Annotated in this window: 13 protein-coding genes and 1 tRNA gene; 5 read left to right on the top strand and 9 right to left on the bottom strand. The window is 71.2% G+C overall.

Features of this window, described 5'->3' with window-relative positions; translation table 11 throughout:
* Positions 1–156: 156 nt before the first annotated feature.
* Positions 157–1596 (top strand): cellulose binding domain-containing protein, encoded by a 1440-nt coding sequence (locus ACIPRD_RS27340; protein WP_401566794.1) that lies wholly within the window; start codon positions 157–159, stop codon positions 1594–1596.
* A 190-nt stretch (positions 1597–1786) separates the two neighbouring features.
* Here ACIPRD_RS27340 and ACIPRD_RS27335 read toward each other — a convergent pair whose 3' ends face one another.
* The 4 genes from ACIPRD_RS27335 to ACIPRD_RS27320 all read right to left on the bottom strand — a co-directional run bounded on the left by ACIPRD_RS27335 (position 1787) and on the right by ACIPRD_RS27320 (position 6681).
* A complete protein-coding gene (locus ACIPRD_RS27335) occupies positions 1787–3286 on the bottom strand; it encodes a GH1 family beta-glucosidase (protein ID WP_401566792.1) in 1500 nt (499 codons plus the stop codon).
* A 157-nt stretch (positions 3287–3443) separates the two neighbouring features.
* Positions 3444–4322, bottom strand: coding sequence for a carbohydrate ABC transporter permease (locus ACIPRD_RS27330; RefSeq protein ID WP_401567046.1), 879 nt, complete (start codon positions 4320–4322; stop codon positions 3444–3446).
* A gap of 11 nt (positions 4323–4333) precedes the next feature.
* A complete protein-coding gene (locus tag ACIPRD_RS27325; protein ID WP_356396929.1) occupies positions 4334–5359 on the bottom strand; it encodes a sugar ABC transporter permease in 1026 nt (341 codons plus the stop codon).
* A complete protein-coding gene (locus ACIPRD_RS27320) occupies positions 5356–6681 on the bottom strand; it encodes an ABC transporter substrate-binding protein (RefSeq protein WP_356396932.1) in 1326 nt (441 codons plus the stop codon). The genes ACIPRD_RS27325 and ACIPRD_RS27320 overlap by 4 nt, the downstream gene beginning before the upstream one ends.
* Before the next feature lie 318 nt (positions 6682–6999).
* On the opposite strand from ACIPRD_RS27320, the gene ACIPRD_RS27315 reads away from it, so the two are divergent.
* On the top strand, positions 7000–8040 hold the full coding sequence (locus tag ACIPRD_RS27315) for a LacI family DNA-binding transcriptional regulator (RefSeq protein WP_356396935.1): 1041 nt from the start codon (positions 7000–7002) through the stop codon (positions 8038–8040).
* Between the two features lie 186 nt (positions 8041–8226).
* On the opposite strand, the gene ACIPRD_RS27310 is transcribed toward ACIPRD_RS27315, so the two are convergent.
* The 3 genes from ACIPRD_RS27310 to ACIPRD_RS27300 all read right to left on the bottom strand — a co-directional run bounded on the left by ACIPRD_RS27310 (position 8227) and on the right by ACIPRD_RS27300 (position 10405).
* Positions 8227–8302 (bottom strand) — tRNA-His (locus tag ACIPRD_RS27310).
* Positions 8303–8443: 141 nt separating this feature from the next.
* Positions 8444–9046: an oligoribonuclease gene (gene orn, locus ACIPRD_RS27305; protein ID WP_356396938.1), complete on the bottom strand. Its 603-nt coding sequence runs from the start codon at positions 9044–9046 to the stop codon at positions 8444–8446.
* A gap of 144 nt (positions 9047–9190) precedes the next feature.
* Entirely contained in the window at positions 9191–10405 is a 1215-nt protein-coding gene (locus tag ACIPRD_RS27300; protein WP_401566788.1) for a helix-turn-helix domain-containing protein, read from the bottom strand.
* A 1052-nt stretch (positions 10406–11457) separates the two neighbouring features.
* On the opposite strand from ACIPRD_RS27300, the gene ACIPRD_RS27295 reads away from it, so the two are divergent.
* Positions 11458–11985 (top strand): universal stress protein, encoded by a 528-nt coding sequence (locus ACIPRD_RS27295; RefSeq protein ID WP_356396944.1) that lies wholly within the window; start codon positions 11458–11460, stop codon positions 11983–11985.
* A 182-nt stretch (positions 11986–12167) separates the two neighbouring features.
* The gene (locus ACIPRD_RS27290) at positions 12168–12728 is read left to right on the top strand and encodes a hypothetical protein (RefSeq protein ID WP_356396947.1); all 561 of its coding nucleotides are present in this window, start codon (positions 12168–12170) and stop codon (positions 12726–12728) included.
* Positions 12729–12860: 132 nt separating this feature from the next.
* Here ACIPRD_RS27290 and glmS read toward each other — a convergent pair whose 3' ends face one another.
* Positions 12861–14678, bottom strand: a complete 1818-nt coding sequence (glmS, locus tag ACIPRD_RS27285) for a glutamine--fructose-6-phosphate transaminase (isomerizing) (protein WP_356396950.1) — start codon at positions 14676–14678, stop codon at positions 12861–12863.
* A gap of 26 nt (positions 14679–14704) precedes the next feature.
* Complete coding sequence (locus ACIPRD_RS27280; RefSeq protein WP_356396953.1) at positions 14705–14962, bottom strand: hypothetical protein; 258 nt, start codon at positions 14960–14962, stop codon at positions 14705–14707.
* 165 nt (positions 14963–15127) lie between these two features.
* Between ACIPRD_RS27280 and ACIPRD_RS27275 the strand changes: the two genes are divergently transcribed.
* On the top strand, positions 15128–16693 hold the full coding sequence (locus ACIPRD_RS27275; RefSeq protein WP_401566785.1) for a purple acid phosphatase family protein: 1566 nt from the start codon (positions 15128–15130) through the stop codon (positions 16691–16693).
* Positions 16694–16706: the final 13 nt, after the last annotated feature.

Raw genomic sequence — 16706 nt, 5'->3', positions numbered from 1 at the left:
GGAGATTCCGGTCCCGGGGTTTAACCGTCCCCGATCCCATCCTTAAGCGCACCCTAAGAACCCGGACGATCCCGTTCCGTAGGTCATTTGTCCGAATCCGGCTCGCTAGCGTGCTGCCACACCCCACCCCCCGTGGACAGCGAAGGCAGGACGCGCATGAGCACGCACCGGCGCAGGATCAGTGGACGGAACAAGGCGATCGGTGGCGCGGTCGCCGCGGCCGTGGTCGGCGGCGGAGCGGTCCTGCTGGCCGGCACCGCGAACGCGGCCGGGGTGAACGCCGCGTACACGAAGACCAGCGACTGGCAGACGGGCTACACCGCGCAGTACGTCGTCACCAACAACAGCACCGGGACGGAGAAGGCCTGGTCGCTGGAGTTCGACCTGCCCCAGGGCGCCAGGCTCGGCTCGCTGTGGAACGGCGAGGCCGACGTCAGCGGTCGCCACGTCACCGTGCGCCCCGCCAAGTGGGACACGGACGGTCTGGCCCCGGGCCGGTCGGTCACCCTCGGCTTCGTGGTCGACGGCAGCGGCGACCCCACCGGCTGCCGCGTCGACGGCCAGCAGTGTTCGGCGGAGGGCGGATCCACCCCCGAGCCGAGCGGCCGCCCGACCACCGCCCCGTCACCGGCCCCCACGCAGAGCACGGCCCCCGCCCCCACCTCGAGCACCGGCACGGGCGGCGCCGGGAGCGGCACCACCGCCTCCGCCGGCTTCGCCCCCTACGTCGACACCTCGCTCTACCCGGCCTTCGACCTCCTCGGCGCCGCCGACGCCACCGGCGTGAAGAACTTCAACCTCGCCTTCGTCACCGACGGCGGCGGCTGCACCCCCAAGTGGGGCGGCGTGACGGACCTGACCGCCGACGGTGTGGCCGCGCAGATCGGCGCCCTGCGCGCCAAGGGCGGTGACGTCCGGGTCTCCTTCGGCGGCGCCTCCGGTTCCGAGCTGGCCACCGGCTGCTCCTCGGCGGACGCGCTCGCCGCGGCCTACGGCAAGGCCGTCGACGCCTTCAAGCTGACCAAGGTCGACTTCGACGTCGAGGGCGGCGCGCTGCCCAACACCGCGGCCAACACCCGCCGTGCCCAGGCCATCGCCAAGCTCCAGGCCCAGCACCCCGGCCTGGACGTCTCCTACACCCTCCCGGTGATGCCGGAGGGCCTCACCCAGGACGGCGTGAACCTGCTGGCCGACGCCAAGGCCAACGGCGTGAAGGTCGGCGCCGTCAACATCATGGCGATGGACTACGGCCCGGCGTTCAGCGGCGACATGGGCGACTACGCCGTCCAGGCCGCGACCGGCACCCAGGCCCAGGTCAAGGGCGTGCTCGGGCTGTCCGACGCGGACGCCTGGAAGACCGTCGCCGTCACCCCGATGATCGGCGTCAACGACGTCTCCACCGAGGTGTTCAGGACCGACGACGCCACGCAGCTGGTGGACTTCGCCAGGTCCAAGGGGCTCGGCGCCCTGTCCATGTGGTCCGCGGCCCGCGACAAGCAGTGCCCGGGCGGCACCAAGCCGAGCGCCGACCCGACGTGCAGCTCGATCGCCCAGGGCGCGTTCGCGTTCTCCAAGGCGTTCGCCGCCTTCAAGTAGTCCACGGCGGGCGGCCGGCGGCCGCCCGCCGCCCGACCCGAGGTCCTGGCGCCGACCACCCCCCGGCACCAGGACCTCGCGCATGCCCGGTGCCGGTGCCGGTGCCGGTGCCGGTACCGCTGCCGGTTTTCGGTGCCCGGCCCGGATCGGTCCCGGATCGGTCCCGGATCGGTCCCGGATCGGTCCCGGGTCAGTCCCGGAAGTCCGTCCCCGGCAGCGTCCCCGTGCGCGCCGCCTCCGCGTACCAGTGCGCGCTCGACTTCGGGGTGCGCTCCAGCGTCGCGTAGTCCACGTACACCGCCCCGAACCGCTTCTCGTAGCCGTACGCCCACTCGAAGTTGTCCATCAGGGACCACAGGTAGTAGCCGCGCACGTCGGCGCCGTCGGCGAGAGCGCGGTGGACCGCGGCGAGATGGGCGTGCAGGTAGGCGACGCGCTCGGGGTCGTGCACCCGTCCGTCGGGGCCGGGCTTGTCGTCGTAGGCGGCGCCGTTCTCCGTGATGTACAGCGGCAGCCCCGGGGCCTGGCGGGCATAGCGGGTGATCAGGTCGTACAGGCCGGTCGGGTCGACCGTCCAGCCCATCTCCGTGCGCTCGCCCGGGGTCTGGTGGAACAGTACGTCGTCGGCGCCGGGCCAGGGCGAGTGCGCGCTGGCGCCGTGGCCGTCCGCGCGCGGCCCCTCCAGGTCGCCGGAGGCGGCGGAGACCAGCGCCGGGGTGTAGTAGTTGAGGCCCAGCGCGTCCAGCGGCGCCTTGATCGCGCGGAGGTCGCCGTCGAGGACGTACGACCAGTCGGTCAGCGAGGACGTCGCGGACAGCAGCGAGGCGGGGTACGCGCCGTGCAGCATCGGCCCGTCGAAGACGCCGTTGGCCAGGTCGTCGATCCGGCGGGCCGCGGCCAGGTCGGCCGGGTCCGGGGAGAGGGGCCGTACGACGGCGGAGTTGAGGCTGACCGCGATCTGGTTGCGGGCCGGCATGACCGAGCGCAGGGCCGAGGCGGCCAGGCCGTGGGCGAGGTTGAGGTGGTGGGCCGCCCGCAGGGAGGCCACCGGGTCGGTGCGGCCGGGGGCGTGCACGCCGGAGCCGTACCCCAGGAAGGCGCTGCACCACGGCTCGTTGAGGGTGATCCAGTTCTCCACGCGGTCGCCGAGGGCCTCGCCGACGATCTGGGCGTACTCGGCGAACCGCTGGGCGGTGTCCCGCTCGGGCCAGCCGCCCGCGTCCTCCAGCTCCTGCGGCAGGTCCCAGTGGTAGAGCGTGAGCGCGGGCTTGATGCCGTGCGCGAGCAGCTCGTCCACCAGCCGGCGGTAGAAGTCCAGGCCCACCTGGACCGCCGGGCCCCGGCCCGTCGGCTGCACCCGGGACCAGGAGACGGAGAAGCGGTAGGCGGTCAGGCCCAGGTCGGCCATCATCCGCACGTCGTCGCGGTAGCGGTGGTAGTGGTCGACGGCGATGTCACCGCTCTCCCCGCCCGCCGTCCGGCCCGGCGTATGGCTGAAGGTGTCCCAGATCGAGGGGGTGCGGCCGCCCTCGCGCACCGCCCCCTCGATCTGGTACGCGGAGGTCGCGGCACCCCACAGGAAGCCGGTGGGGAAGGTCACCGGGGAAGCCGTGGCAGCGGAGGAGACGGAGACGGAGGCGGGGGAGGCGGAGGAGGGGGAAACGACGGAAGGGGAAACGGACTCGGGCATGGAAGCGCTCCCATGGAGGGTCGAGGAGACCTACGGGTGAGTTGGGGGAGAAGGGGCGGCCAGGAGAGGCCGGGAGGGCCGGGGCGACGCCGGCCGGGCCCTCCCGTGCGGGCGGCGGGGCCCGGGCGGCGCTGCCCGGACCCCGCGGCACCCGGCGTCAGCCCTTGACCGCGCCCTGCATGATGCCGCCCACGATCTGCTTGCCGAACAGCAGGAAGGCGAGCAGCAGCGGCAGCGTGCCGAGCAGCGCGCCCGCCATGATGACGGCCTGGTCGGGGACGTAACCCGTGCCGAGCGAGTTCAGTGCCACCTGCACGGTCGGGTTCTGCTGGTTCAGGGCGATGATCGGCCACAGGAAGTCGTTCCAGGCGAAGACGAACGTCAGCAGGCCGAGCACCGCCATCGCGGGCCGCGCGGCCGGGAAGACCACGTGCCACACGATCCGCAGGCTGCTCGCCCCGTCCACCCGGGCCGCCTCGATCAGCTCCGACGGCAGCGCCTGCACCAGGTACTGCCGCATGAAGAACGTGCCGAACGCGGTCACCAGGCTCGGCAGGATCACCGTCTGGAGCTGGTTCGACCAGCCGAAGTCCGACATCCACAGGTACAGCGGGACGACGGCCAGCTGCGGCGGGATCATCATCGTGCCGATGGTGAGCAGCAACAGCAGCCCGGAGAAGCGGAAACGCAGCTTGGCGAAGGCGAAACCGGCCAGCGTGGAGAACACCACCGTGCTCGCCGTGATCGTGCCGGCCACCAGCACCGAGTTGAACATCGCGGTGCCGAGCCCGGCCTCGTCCCAGGCGGTCTGCAGATTGGTGAACAGGTTGCCGCCGAACCACAGCGGCGGCGGGGTCTGGGCGAGGCGTCCCGCGGTCCGCGAGGCCGCGATCGCCGTCCACACCAGCGGGGCCAGCGAGACCAGCGCGAAGACGGTCAGCACGACGTACGTCACCGGGCCCGCGTGCAGCTGCTTGCCCGCTCCCATCACCCGGCGCCGGCCGGCCCCGGACTTGCCCGCCCGGGGCATCGGCATGTCAGTGGTGGTCATTGGGACTTCCTCAGCCGTCGGGTGAGCAGCAGGTTGACCGCGGCGACGAGCAGCATGATCAGGAACATCGACCAGGCGATCGCGGACGCCTTGCCGAGGTTGCCGATGATCCAGCCCTGGTCGTACATGTACAGACCGAGGGTCTGGTACTGGTGCTCGGAACCGCCCTTGGAGCCGCTGACCCCGCCGAACAGCAGGGGTTCACCGAAGAGCTGGGTGGCGCCGATGGTCGAGACGACGATCGTGAAGAGGATCGTCGGCCGCAGCTGCGGGATCGTCACGTGCCGGAACTGCTGCCAGCGGTTCGCGCCGTCGAGAGCCGCCGACTCGTACAGGTCCACGGGGATGGCCTGCATCGCGGCCAGGTAGATCAGTGCGTTGTAGCCGGTCCACCGCCAGATCACGATCGACGACACCGCGAACTGCGAACCCCAGTCGGATTCACGCCAGTTGACGGCATCGACGCCGAAGAAGTGCAGGATCCAGTTGACCATGCCGCCGTCCCACGAGTACAGCAGCGTGAACACCAGGGTCGCGGCGGCCACCGAGGTGGCGTACGGCGTCAGCATCACCACCCGCCACACGGTGGAGCCGCGCAGCCGGTAGTTGAGCAGGTGGGCCAGCCCGATCGCCGCGAGCAGCTGCGGCACCGTCGAGATCAGGCCGATGGTGAAGGTGTTGCCGAGGGCGTTCCAGAAGAAGTCCGAGGACAGCAGGTTCCGGTAGTTGTCCAGGCCCGCCCAGGTCTGGTGGTCCAGCGCGGAGAGCTGGACGTCGTGCAGCGAGTACCACGCGGTGTAGATCAGCGGGACCAGCGTGAACGCCCCGAACAGCACGAAGAAGGGGGCCACGAACGCGTACGGCGACGCCTTCATGTCCCAGCGGTACAGCCGGCTGCGCCAGGAGCCGGCGCTCGCCGGCGCACCACGGCCGTGAGCGCCCCGGGCCGCGCCCGGCGGGATGCCGGGCGCGGCCTCGGCGCTCGACGCGGGATGCGCGAGAGCCTCTTCGGAGCCGGTCACTGGCCGAGCACGTCCTTGATCTCCTTGGACGCCGCGTCCCAGCCCTGGGCCGGGGACTTGCCCTTCTGCTCGACCTGGAGGATGCCGATGTCACTGATCGCGCTGTCGATCGGCTTGTCCTTCGGACCGAGCGGCTGCGCCGGGATGGTCTTCGCCGAGTCGGAGAAGATCTGCGTCAGCGGCGCGCCGGAGAAGTAGGCCGTGGTGTCGCCCTGCGGCTTCAGGCCCGCGTACGCCGACGGGGTCGACGGGAAGCTGGCCTGCTTGGCGAAGACCTTCGCCTGCTGCTCGGGGGCGGTCAGCCACTTCGCCAGGGCGACGGCCTCCTTCTGGTGCTTGGTCGCGGTCGGCACGCCGATGAACGAACCGCCCCAGTTGGAGGCGGCCGGGGCCGCCGCCACGTCCCACTTGCCCTTGCCCGAGTCGCCCGACTTCTGCTCGATGTAGCCGATCATCCACGCCGGGCAGGCGACGGTGGCGAAGGTGCCGTTGGCGAAGCCCTGGTCCCAGGTGGGGTCGAACTGCTTCAGCTTCGCCGACATGTTGCTCGTCGCCGCGGTCATGGCGACGTCCCACGCCTGCTTCACACCGGGGGACTTGTCCCAGACGACGTTGCCGTCCTTGTCGTAGTTGCGCGTCGTCGCGCCGCCGAGGACCGCGTTGTAGACCGAGGCGGCCGAGTCCACGAACTTGGTGCCCTTGGGCGCCTTCTTCATGTACTGCTTGCCGAGGTCCACGTACTTCGCCCAGTCGCCCTTCCAGGCCTCGGCGAGCTTGGTGCGGTCGGTGGGCAGACCGGCCTTCTGCAGCAGGTCCTTGCGGTAGCAGATGGCCATCGGGCCGATGTCGGTGCCGAGCCCGATGAGCTTGCCGTCCTTGGTGGTGGCCTGCGCGTTCTTCCAGTCCAGCCACTGCGACTTGTCGACGTCCTTGCCGAGGTCGACGAACTTGGCTCCCTGCGTCTCGACGGCCTCGGTGATGTTGCCGACCTCGATGGCCTGGATGTCGTCGGTGCCGGCGCCGGCCTGGAGGCGGGTGAGCACCTTTGGCCAGTACACGTCGGTACGAGTGGTGACGTTCTCCTTGATGCTGATGTCCGGATGAAGCTTCATGTACTCGTCGTACAGGCCGGACTGCTTGTAGCCGAAGACGCCGAAGGTGCCGATGGTCAGCGTGATCTTGCCTTTGCCACTGCCGTTGCCACCCGAGTCCGACGAGCTGTCGTCCGAGTCCTTGGCGCAGCCGGCCAGCAGTCCCGTGGCCAGCGCGGCGACGGCCACGAAGGCCCCCACCTTGCGGGACCGGCGGATGCTCGTGCGCATTGCGTCCTCCTGTTGCCTGACGTGCCGACCCCCCGGCCGGTTCATGGAATCGGGCCCGTTCGTACTCGCTGCGGCTCGGGCGGGGAACGTGCGGGATGTGTATGTGTCAGGTACCGTGGGAGCGCTCCCACTTGTGATGAGTTGAAGGGTCGTCGCTCCGGGGCGGGGTGTCAAGGGAACGGACGGGGAGCACCGCGTTCAGTTATCGGCCTGTTAACCGGGGGCAGTTGGCGGCGCGTGAGACGCCCCCGGCAGTGCGGTGATCGGCACTGTTACATTCCAGGTCGGCTTGATGTGCGGTGAGAAAGGCGGAGCCCCATGCGCAGCCGTAGTGGCGGGCGGCCCACGCTCGAGGAGGTCGCCGCCCGGGCCGGGGTGGGCCGGGGCACGGTCTCCCGGGTGATCAACGGCTCGCCGCGGGTCAGCGACGCGACCCGCGCCGCGGTCGAGGCGGCCGTCGAGGAACTCGGCTACGTCCCCAACACCGCGGCCCGCGCTCTCGCGGCCAACCGCACCGACTCCATCGCGCTGGTGGTCCCCGAGCCGGAGACCCGCTTCTTCGCCGAGCCGTACTTCTCGGACATGCTGCGCGGTGTCGGGGCGGAACTGGCCGACACGGAGATGCAGTTGCTGCTGATCTTCGCGGGCAGCGACCGGGAGCGGGACCGGCTGGCCCAGTATCTGGCGGCCCATCGCGTCGACGGTGTCCTGCTGGTCTCGGTCCATGCCGACGACCCGCTCCCCGATCTGCTCGCCCAGCTGGAGATACCGGCCGTGATCAGCGGCCCCCGCTCGGCCGGGGAGACGCTCACCTCGGTCGACTCGGACAACTACGGCGGCGGCCGCTCGGCGGTGCGGCACCTGGTGGGGCGCGGCCGGCGCCGCATCGCCCACATCACCGGCCGCCTGGACGTCTACGGCGCGGGACGCCGCGTGGACGGCTACCGCGACGCCCTGCGCGAGGCCGGCCTGCCGGCCGACGAACTCCTCCTCGAACCGGGTGACTTCACCGAGGAGGGCGGCCACCGCGCGATGACCGTCCTGCTGGCGCGCCGCCCCGACCTGGACGCGGTCTTCGCCGGCTCCGACGTCATGGCGGCGGGCGCCCGCAAGGCCCTGCGCGAGGCGGGCCGCCGCGTCCCGCAGGACGTGGCCCTCATCGGGTACGACGACTCGGTCGTCGCCCGGCACATGGACCCGCCCCTGACCAGCGTCCGCCAGCCCATCCAGGAGATGGGCCGCGAGATGCTGCGCCTCCTCCTCGCCGACATCGCCGCCCGCACCCCGGCCCCGCCCCTCCTGCCCGCCCGCCGGCACGAGGTGCTGGCGACGGAGCTGGTGGTGCGGGAGTCCTCCTGAGGGACGCGGGTCCCGCCCGCCGGGGGCGCCGGGGGCACCCGGGGCTCTCGGCGATCGAAGTTGCGGGAGCTTCTTCCTGCGCCAGCCGCGCCAGCCGTGTCGGCCGCGCCAGCCGTGTCGGCCGCGTCCCGGCCGGGAAACGAAGAAGCCCCTCGTCCGTGTCTCCACGGACGAGGGGCTTCCCTCTGGGGTGAGTGACGGGACTTGAACCCGCGACATCCTGGACCACAACCAGGTGCTCTGCCAGCTGAGCTACACCCACCATGACCGGCTGTGGAACTTGTCGTTTCCCCGACCGGCCGAGAAGAAGTCTACAGGGTCCGGAGGGGTGCTCGCGCACGCGTTTTCGCACGGGTCACGAGCGACCCCCGGACGGACCCTCCGGGACGGTCCCGAGCGGTGGCTACTGCGCGGGCAGGACGTACTTGGCGGCGATCGTCCTGGCGGTGTCGGAGTCGGGTCCGGGCTGCGGGACGAAGACGGCCTCGCGGTAGTAGCGCAGCTCGGCGATCGACTCGCGGATGTCGGCGAGGGCGCGGTGGTTGCCGTTCTTCTCCGGGCTGTTGAAGTAGGCCCGCGGGTACCAGCGCCGCGCCAGCTCCTTGACCGAGGAGACGTCCACGATCCGGTAGTGCAGCCAGTTCTCCAGGTCCGGCATGTCCCGCAGCAGGAATCCGCGGTCGGTGCCGACGGAGTTGCCGCACAGCGGGGCCTTGCCGGGCTCCTTGACGTGCTCCCGGATGTAGGCGAGGACCTGCTCCTCGGCGTCGGCGAGCGTGGTGCCGCCGGCCAGCTCCTCCAGCAGTCCGGACGCGGTGTGCATCTCGCGCACCACCTCCGGCATCGTCTCCAGGGCCGGGTCCGGCGGACGGATGACGATGTCCACCCCCTCGCCGAGTACGTTCAGCTCGGAGTCGGTGACGAGGGCGGCGACCTCGATGAGAGCGTCGTGGGACAGCGAGAGGCCGGTCATCTCGCAGTCGATCCAGACCATGCGATCGTTCATGTGTCTCACCTTACGGCGAGCGGCCCCGGCGGGGACCGCACGTGCGGCGACCTTGTCGGTGAACGGTCAGGAAAGCCGCGAGGAGGGAGGGGGACCGGAGCGCGGCTCCGGTCCCCCTCCCTCCTCTGTCCTGCGCGGCGACCCTCAGCCGCCGCGCGGCCCCGGCAGCAGACCCACCGTCTGGCGGCGGCTCATCTGCATCGGGACCCCGCCGTCGCGGTCCGGGTGGAGCGCGGCGGGCAGGTGGCCCACCGGTCCATGGCCGGGCACACCGGCGGGCGGCGCGCCCAGGGGGCCGTGCGCGGCGACCGCCATCTCCTGCTCGTCCTGCCGTTCACCCTGCGGCCGGCGGGCCCGGTACGCGGCCCGGTAGGCGGCGGGGGAGGAGCCGAGCTGGCGCCGGAAGTGCCCGCGCAGCGCGACCGGCGAGCGGAATCCGCACCGGCCCGCCACCTCGTCCACCGAGTAGTCCGAGGTCTCCAGCAGCCGCTGTGCCTGGAGCACCCGCTGGGTGATCAGCCACTGCAGCGGCGCGCTGCCGGTGAGCGAACGGAACCGGCGGTCGAACGTACGGCGGCTCATGTAGGCGCGTGCCGCGAGCGTCTCCACGTCGAACTGCTCGTGGAGGTGCTCCAGCGCCCAGGCGACGACCTCGGCGAGCGGGTCGGCGCCGATCTCCTCGGGTAAAGACCTGTCGAGGTAGCGCTCCTGGCCGCCGCTGCGGCGCGGCGGTACCACCAGGCGGCGGGCCAGCGCACCGGCCGCCTCGTTGCCGTGGTCCGTGCGCACGATGTGCAGACACAGGTCGATCCCCGCGGCCGTACCGGCCGAGGTCAGCACGTCACCGTCGTCGACGAACAGCTCGCGCGGGTCGACGTGCACCGACGGATAGCGCTTGGCCAGCGTCGGCGCGTACATCCAGTGGGTGGTCGCCGGGCGGCCGTCCAGCAGGCCGGCCGCGGCCAGGACGAAGGCCCCGGTGCACAGCCCGACGATGCGGGCGCCCTCCTCGTGCGCTCTGCGCAGGGCGTCGAGCGCCTCCTCCGGTGGCGGTGAGGTGATCGAACGCCAGGCCGGCACGACGACCGTGCCCGCCCGGGAGATCGCCTCCAGTCCGTGCGGCGCGGTGAGTTCCAGGCCCCCTGTGGTCCGCAGGGGGCCGTCCTCGCCGGCCGACACCAGCAGTCGGTAGCGCGGTACTCCGGCGTCCTGGCGGTCGATACCGAACACCGAGAGCGGTATGGAACTCTCGAAGATGGGGCCGCCGCTGAACAGCAGCACCGCGACGATCTCCTTGCGGCGTCGCCCGGACAGCTTCCGGGCACCGGCTTCCGGCGCGGCAGTGGAGTCGTGGCTCATCCGCTTAAGCCCCCCTCGGTGGTCGCGGCTCCTCGGTTGTGTCGCTGCACGTTTCCCCTCGGTCCTGCACGAGTCCCCCGCCGTAAGAAAGTCAAGATCGAATCTACTGGCTTCCACGGTCTGTCGATGGCCAGTTCCACACGCGACGCATTGTCGACAAGACAACTTGGCGTGAAGCATTCGATCACGAAGGGTTGCACTCGTGGGCCGCGCAGGGAAGTGCGCCTTGTGGCGGTGGCCAAACCGCATAGGGTGCGGAGGGTCGCGCAACCCCTGTTTGTGCAGGTGGAACGGGGAGAGAGGGGTGGTTCGGACCCCTCCCGGTCGATAACCAGAAGTTGGCTGAAAAGAAGCGTTCAGGGGCGCGGAAACCGGTCAGTCAACCGGTGTCCGCTCCAGGGTGTGACGACCGCCTCTTTGCTCGTCGCAACATTTCGAACGGCCCCGGACGGCCCTGAGCCGCGCCGTGCGGCACCGGACGGCGCCGAACCGCACGGAACGGTCCCGAACACCGCCGAGTGGCACGGAACGGTACCGGGCGGCCGGGCGCGGGCCGGCGGCCGGCGCGACGGCGGCCCCGCCCGAGGACGCTTCCCGCGGTGCCGGCGAGCGAGGCGTCGTGGCGGAGCAGGTGCGCGGGGGAGCGGGCCGCGGCCGCGGGCGGCGCGGCGGATCATGTCACTCGCCGTGTCCGGCGCGGGACGCGCCCCGGCGGCGGCCCGGGTCCGGACGCCCCGCGGTTCCCGGGGCGGGGGCCCGCTCCTCCCGGCGTCCGCCGGGTCGTCCGGTCACCGTCCGTTTCCCCGCGAAGACTGTGCAAACCGCCTGTACGGGGCAGCGACCATTGCGCTACGGGCGCCGCTCGTGCATGCTCCGGGGAACCCCCGGAAGACACCCGGCGGGCCGCTTACGGAGCGTGTGCGGGATCTGGCCCTGAGAAGGCGTGCCGCCGTACCCTTGGGGGTATGGGGTTGGGAAGACGTTTCCCGGACACAGCTCCGCCGCACGATGTCACCCCCCGTTCCCTAAAGGATCCCAACGCCGAGACAGCCATGGCCGGTCACGAATTCTTCGAACCAGCGGACCGCAAGCGGCCGGTCGCCGAACCCACGGCGGCCGATCCCCTGGCGGCGGAAGAGTCACGCCACTCCTGCGATCCCGCCTTCCGGCACGGGGTGGTCGTCGGTTTCGACGGCTCCACCTCCAGCGAGCGCGCCCTCGCCTACGCCATCGGCATGGCCCGCCGCTCCGGTTCGGGCCTGATCATCGTCCATGTGGCCAACCGGCTGCCCACCACCGTGTGGGCGGGCTGCGAACCGCCCGTGTTCGTGGATGTCCCGGACCACCGCACCGAGGTGCTCGGTCTCGAACTCGCCTGCGCGGAGCACCTGGCCGAGGTGCCGTGGATCCTGGTCGAGCGCGGCGGTGACATCTGCCACGAACTCGAGGAGGTCGGCCGGGAGTACGAGGCGGACGCGATCGTGGTCGGCTCGACCCATGGACTCGTCGGCCGGCTGTTCGGCTCCGTGGCCGGACGGCTCGCCAAGCGGGCGCAGCGGCCCGTGATCGTCATCCCCTGACGCCGTCCCCCCGGTGACGCCGGGCTCGCGGGCCTCCCTCTCCCCGTCCGCACCGGGGTTCACGACACTCCGTCAACTCTCTTCGTCCAGCGGGAAACTACTTGCGCGTAGAGGTGTTTGTGCCTTTGTGAAGGGCATATACCGGGCACCGCACAGCCGTACCTGCACGAAGGGAGCCCGCCGTGGACAAAGACGTCTCCGCGGGAAGCGGAAGCACTGTCGTGGCCGGCCGACTCGCCCTGGGTGTCACCCTGCTGGCGTTCGGGATCGGCACGACCGGGGTGATCGACGGCGTGGCCGCGGCCGACGCCGTGTCAGTGGCCCGATACGTGGGCGGAGTCGCCCTGTTCCTCCTCGGCCTGCTGGCCTTCCGCGACCGTGACGGCGCGACGGGCACGGGCTTCACGGTCCTCGGCGCGCTCTGGTTCACCTGGGCCGTCACCGCCCGCACCTCGGAGCATGCGGCCGGGCTGTTCCTGCTCCTGTTCGCCCTCGTGGCGCTCACCCTGACCCTCGCGGGCGGGGATCTGCCGGGGCGGGTCACCCACGGCCTGCTGTTCGTGTCCATGACGCTGCTCGCCGTCGCGGCCTTCGCGGGCAGCTCCCCGCTGGTGAAGGCGGGCGGCTGGGCGGCCGTGGCGTCCGGCGCGGTGGCCTGGTACGCGGCGACGGCCGCGCCGGCCCACTGGCCGACGGCGTTCCCGAGGCGTGCCGCCGGCCGGGGGGTGACGGCCACCGGCTGATCGAGAGCGGCACCGGAAGGACCCCCACGTGCCGGGTGGCACACGTGGGGGTCCTTCCGTGTCGTACCGGGGACGGGGCCGTACCGGGGGCCGCGCGTCGTCCGCGCGCTCCCCGGTGCCCCCGGCGGCCTGCTACTCGACCGTGACCGACTTTGCCAGGTTGCGCGGCTTGTCGATGTCGCGGCCCAGGACCTTCGCCGCGTGGTAGGCGAGGAGCTGGAGCGGGATGCCCATGAGGATCGGGTCCAGCTCGTCCTCGTTCTTGGGGACGACGATCGTCCGGTCGGCCTTCTCCTGCTTCTGGTGGGCCACCGCGAGGATCTTGCCGCTGCGGGCCTTGATCTCCTCCAGGGCGGCGCGGTTCTTCTCCAGCAGCTCGTCGTCGGGGACGATCGCGACCGTCGGCAGGGCCGGCTCGATGAGGGCCAGCGGGCCGTGCTTCAGCTCCGAGGCCGGGTAGGCCTCGGCGTGTATGTAGGTGATCTCCTTGAGCTTCAGGGAGGCCTCACGCGCCACCGGGTAGCCCCGGACACGGCCGATGAAGAGCATCGAGCGGCTCTCGGCGTACTCCTCGGCCAGCTCCCTGACCTCGTCCTCCTGCTTGAGGATCTCGGCGATCTGCTCCGGCAGGCGGCGCAGGCCCTCGATGATCCGCTTGCCGTCGCGGACCGAGAGGTCGCGGGTGCGGCCCAGGTGCAGGGCGAGCAGGGCGAAGGCGACCGTGGTGTTGGTGAAGCACTTCGTGGAGACCACGCAGACCTCGGGGCCGGCGTGCACGTAGATGCCGCCGTCGGCCTCGCGGGCGATGGCCGAGCCGACCACGTTGACCACGCCGAGGACGCGGGCGCCCTTGCGCTTCAGCTCCTGCACCGCGGCGAGGACGTCGTACGTCTCACCGGACTGGGAGACCGCGATGTACAGGGTGTCGGGGTCGACGACCGCGTTGCGGTAGCGGAACTCGGAGGCGGGCTCGGCGTCCGCGGGGATGCGGGCCAGCTCCTCGATCATCTGGGCGCCGATCATGCCCGCGTGGTACGAGGTGCCGCAGCCGAGGATCTTCACGCGGCGGATCTTGCGCGCCTCGCGGGCGTCCAGGTTCAGGCCGCCCAGGTGCACGGTGGAGAACCGGTCGTCGATGCGGCCGCGCAGCACGCGGTCCACGGCGTCGGCCTGCTCGTGGATCTCCTTGTGCATGTACGTGTCGTGGCCGCCCATGTCGTAGGAGGCCGCCTCCCACTCCACGGTGGTCGGCTCGGACGTCGTACGGGTGCCCTCGGTGGTGTACGTGCGGAAGTCGTCGGCCTTCAGCGTGGCCATCTCGCCGTCGTCCAGCGTGACGATCTGCCGGGTGTGGGCGACCAGCGCGGCGATGTCCGAGGCGACGAACATCTCCTTCTCGCCGATGCCGAGGACGACCGGGGAGCCGTTGCGGGCCACCACGATGCGGTCGGGGAAGTCGGCGTGCATGACGGCGATGCCGTAGGTGCCCTCGACCAGGCGCACGGTCTCGCGGACCTTGTCCTCCAGCTTCTCGGCCGTCGAGCGGGCGATCAGGTGGACGAGGACCTCGGTGTCGGTCTCGGAGAGGAACTCGACACCGTCCGCCTCCAGCTTGCGCCGCAGGTCGGAGGCGTTGTCGATGATGCCGTTGTGCACGACGGCGACCTTGTTGTCGGCCGACATGTGCGGGTGGGCGTTGACGTCGGAGGGGGCTCCGTGGGTGGCCCAGCGGGTGTGGGCGATACCGGTGGTCCCCTTGAAGCGCGCCGGGACCTTGGCCTCCAGGTCGCGCACCCGGCCCTTGGCCTTGACCATCTTCAGGCCGGCCGACTTCGGGGAGGAGACGACGATGCCCGCCGAGTCGTAGCCGCGGTACTCCAGCCGCTGCAGGCCCTCCAGCAGCAGCGGGGCCACGTCACGCTTCCCGATGTATCCGACAATTCCGCACATGTATACGTATCTCTCAGCCTGGCGTCTCAGCCGTAGACCATGCGGCGCAGCTGCCTGAGCGTGAGCTCCGGCGGCGCCACCGTTCGGTAGTGCAGGTCCGCCTCGATCCGATCGAAGATCTCCATGTTCTGCAGACCCTGGGCCTGCAGTTCACGGTGGCGGCGACGGACGTAGTCCTGCGTCGTCTCGTCGAAATAGGCGAGCACGTCCTGGACCACCCGCAGCGCCTCGCCCCTGCTCAGGGGCGTGGACCGCGTCAGGTGATCGACAAGTTCCTCGTGCACCCGGTAGATCCTCGGCCACCGGCGCGAGATTCGCAAGAATCGTGCCCGATTCCGGGCAGCGGCCCGTTGGAACTCCCGTGGGGCGCTGTTCGCCGGATGTCCATCCCGCGTCTTGTGTCCGGTCGACTGAATGGGCGAGTTTCAGGCGCCATGGACATTCCTCGTATGGGCGTACCCGAGAAGCTCGCCGAGCGCATGAGCATGGCCGAACAGCATGAGTACCTGCGCGCGAGATTCTCCCGCCGCACCCTCGTCAGGGGCGGCGCCGTGACCCTCGGCGCCGTCGCGGGCGGCGCGTTCGTGCCGGGCGCGACCGCGCGGGCCGCCGTCCCGGCCCCGCGCCCCGCCTCCTCGGCCGGCAAGGCGGACGGCGCCCTCGCCGCCCCCTTCGGCCGCCACCTCGCCTTCGGCAACGACCCGCGCACCGAGATCACCGTCTCCTGGCAGGTCCCGGTCGCCGTGCGGAAGCCGTTCATCCGCGTCGGCGCCCACCCCTGGGACCTCTCCCGGAAGATCGACGCCGAGGTCCGCACCCTGTACACCCCGGCCGGAGTCGGCGCGAGCGGCGACCACACCCAGTACTACGTGCACGCCCGGCTCACCCACCTGCGCCCCGGCCGCACCTACTACTACGGCGTCGGGCACCACGGCTTCGACCCGGCCGAGCCGCACCTGCTGGGCACCCTCGGCACCTTCACCACCGCCCCCGACCACCGGGCGCCGTTCACCTTCACCGCCTTCGGCGACGAGGGCGTCGGCTACCACGGCCTGGCCAACAACGCCCTGCTCCTCGGCCAGAACCCCGCCTTCCACCTGCACGCCGGCGACATCGCCTACGGCGACCCCTCCGGCGCCGGCAAGACCTCCGACACCGGCTTCGACTCGCGCGTCTGGGACCAGTTCCTCGCCCAGACCGAGTCGGTCGCCAAGCAGGTCCCCTGGATGCCGGCCTACGGCAACCACGACATGGAGGCCTGGTACTCGCCCAACGGCTACGGCGGCGAGGAGGCCCGCTGGAGCCTCCCGGACAACGGCCCCGACCGCCGCAACCTGCCGGGCGTCTACTCCTTCGTCTACGGCAACACCGCGGTCATCTCCCTCGACGCCAACGACATCTCCTACGAGATCCCGGCGAACCTGGGCATCTCCGGCGGAACCCAGACCAAGTGGCTGGAAACCCAGCTGAAGAAGTACCGCGCCGCCAAGGACGTCGACTTCGTCGTGGTCTTCTTCCACCACTGCGCCTACTGCACCTCCACCGCGCACGCCTCGGAGGGGGGTGTGCGCCAGGAGTGGGTGCCGCTGTTCGAGAAGTACACCGTGGACCTGGTCATCAACGGCCACAACCACCAGTACGAGCGCACCGACGTCATCAAGGGCGACAAGGTCGCCAAGAAGCTCCCGGTCGGCGGCACCGCCTACCCCGAGACCGAGGGCGTGGTGTACGTCACCGCCGGCGCGGCCGGGCGGAGCCTCTACGCCTTCACCGCCCCCGACTCCTACGAGGGCCACGAGCACGAGGTCGACTCGGTCGCCTCGTTCGTCAATCTCAAGGACGGCAAGAAGAACGAGACGGTCGCCTGGTCCCGGGTGCGCTACCTCGACTACTCCTTCCTGCGCGTGGACGTCACCCCCGCGCCGAAGGGGCGGCACGCCACGCTGACCGTCTCGGGCATCGCCGAGACCGGTGAGCGCATCGACCACTTCACCGTGGCCCGCCGGGCGAAGTGACCCGGGTGTGCCC

This window comes from Streptomyces sp. NPDC090108 (genome assembly GCF_044747185.1).
GTDB lineage: Bacteria > Actinomycetota > Actinomycetes > Streptomycetales > Streptomycetaceae > Streptomyces.
This window is presented reverse-complemented; position numbering and strand designations above follow the sequence as displayed.

What these genes read in the sequence shown, in the direction of transcription:
- orn (WP_356396938.1), bottom strand. Translation starts at nt 9,046, where the DNA reads ATGAACGATCGCATGGTCTGGATCGACTGCGAGATGACCGGCCTCTCG.
- ACIPRD_RS27330 (WP_401567046.1), bottom strand. Translation starts at nt 4,322, where the DNA reads ATGCCGATGCCCCGGGCGGGCAAGTCCGGGGCCGGCCGGCGCCGGGTG.
- ACIPRD_RS27295 (WP_356396944.1), top strand. Translation starts at nt 11,458, where the DNA reads ATGGCCGGTCACGAATTCTTCGAACCAGCGGACCGCAAGCGGCCGGTC.
- glmS (WP_356396950.1), bottom strand. Translation starts at nt 14,678, where the DNA reads ATGTGCGGAATTGTCGGATACATCGGGAAGCGTGACGTGGCCCCGCTG.
- ACIPRD_RS27320 (WP_356396932.1), bottom strand. Translation starts at nt 6,681, where the DNA reads ATGCGCACGAGCATCCGCCGGTCCCGCAAGGTGGGGGCCTTCGTGGCC.
- ACIPRD_RS27315 (WP_356396935.1), top strand. Translation starts at nt 7,000, where the DNA reads ATGCGCAGCCGTAGTGGCGGGCGGCCCACGCTCGAGGAGGTCGCCGCC.
- ACIPRD_RS27275 (WP_401566785.1), top strand. Translation starts at nt 15,128, where the DNA reads ATGGGCGTACCCGAGAAGCTCGCCGAGCGCATGAGCATGGCCGAACAG.
- ACIPRD_RS27300 (WP_401566788.1), bottom strand. Translation starts at nt 10,405, where the DNA reads ATGAGCCACGACTCCACTGCCGCGCCGGAAGCCGGTGCCCGGAAGCTG.
- ACIPRD_RS27340 (WP_401566794.1), top strand. Translation starts at nt 157, where the DNA reads ATGAGCACGCACCGGCGCAGGATCAGTGGACGGAACAAGGCGATCGGT.
- ACIPRD_RS27335 (WP_401566792.1), bottom strand. Translation starts at nt 3,286, where the DNA reads ATGCCCGAGTCCGTTTCCCCTTCCGTCGTTTCCCCCTCCTCCGCCTCC.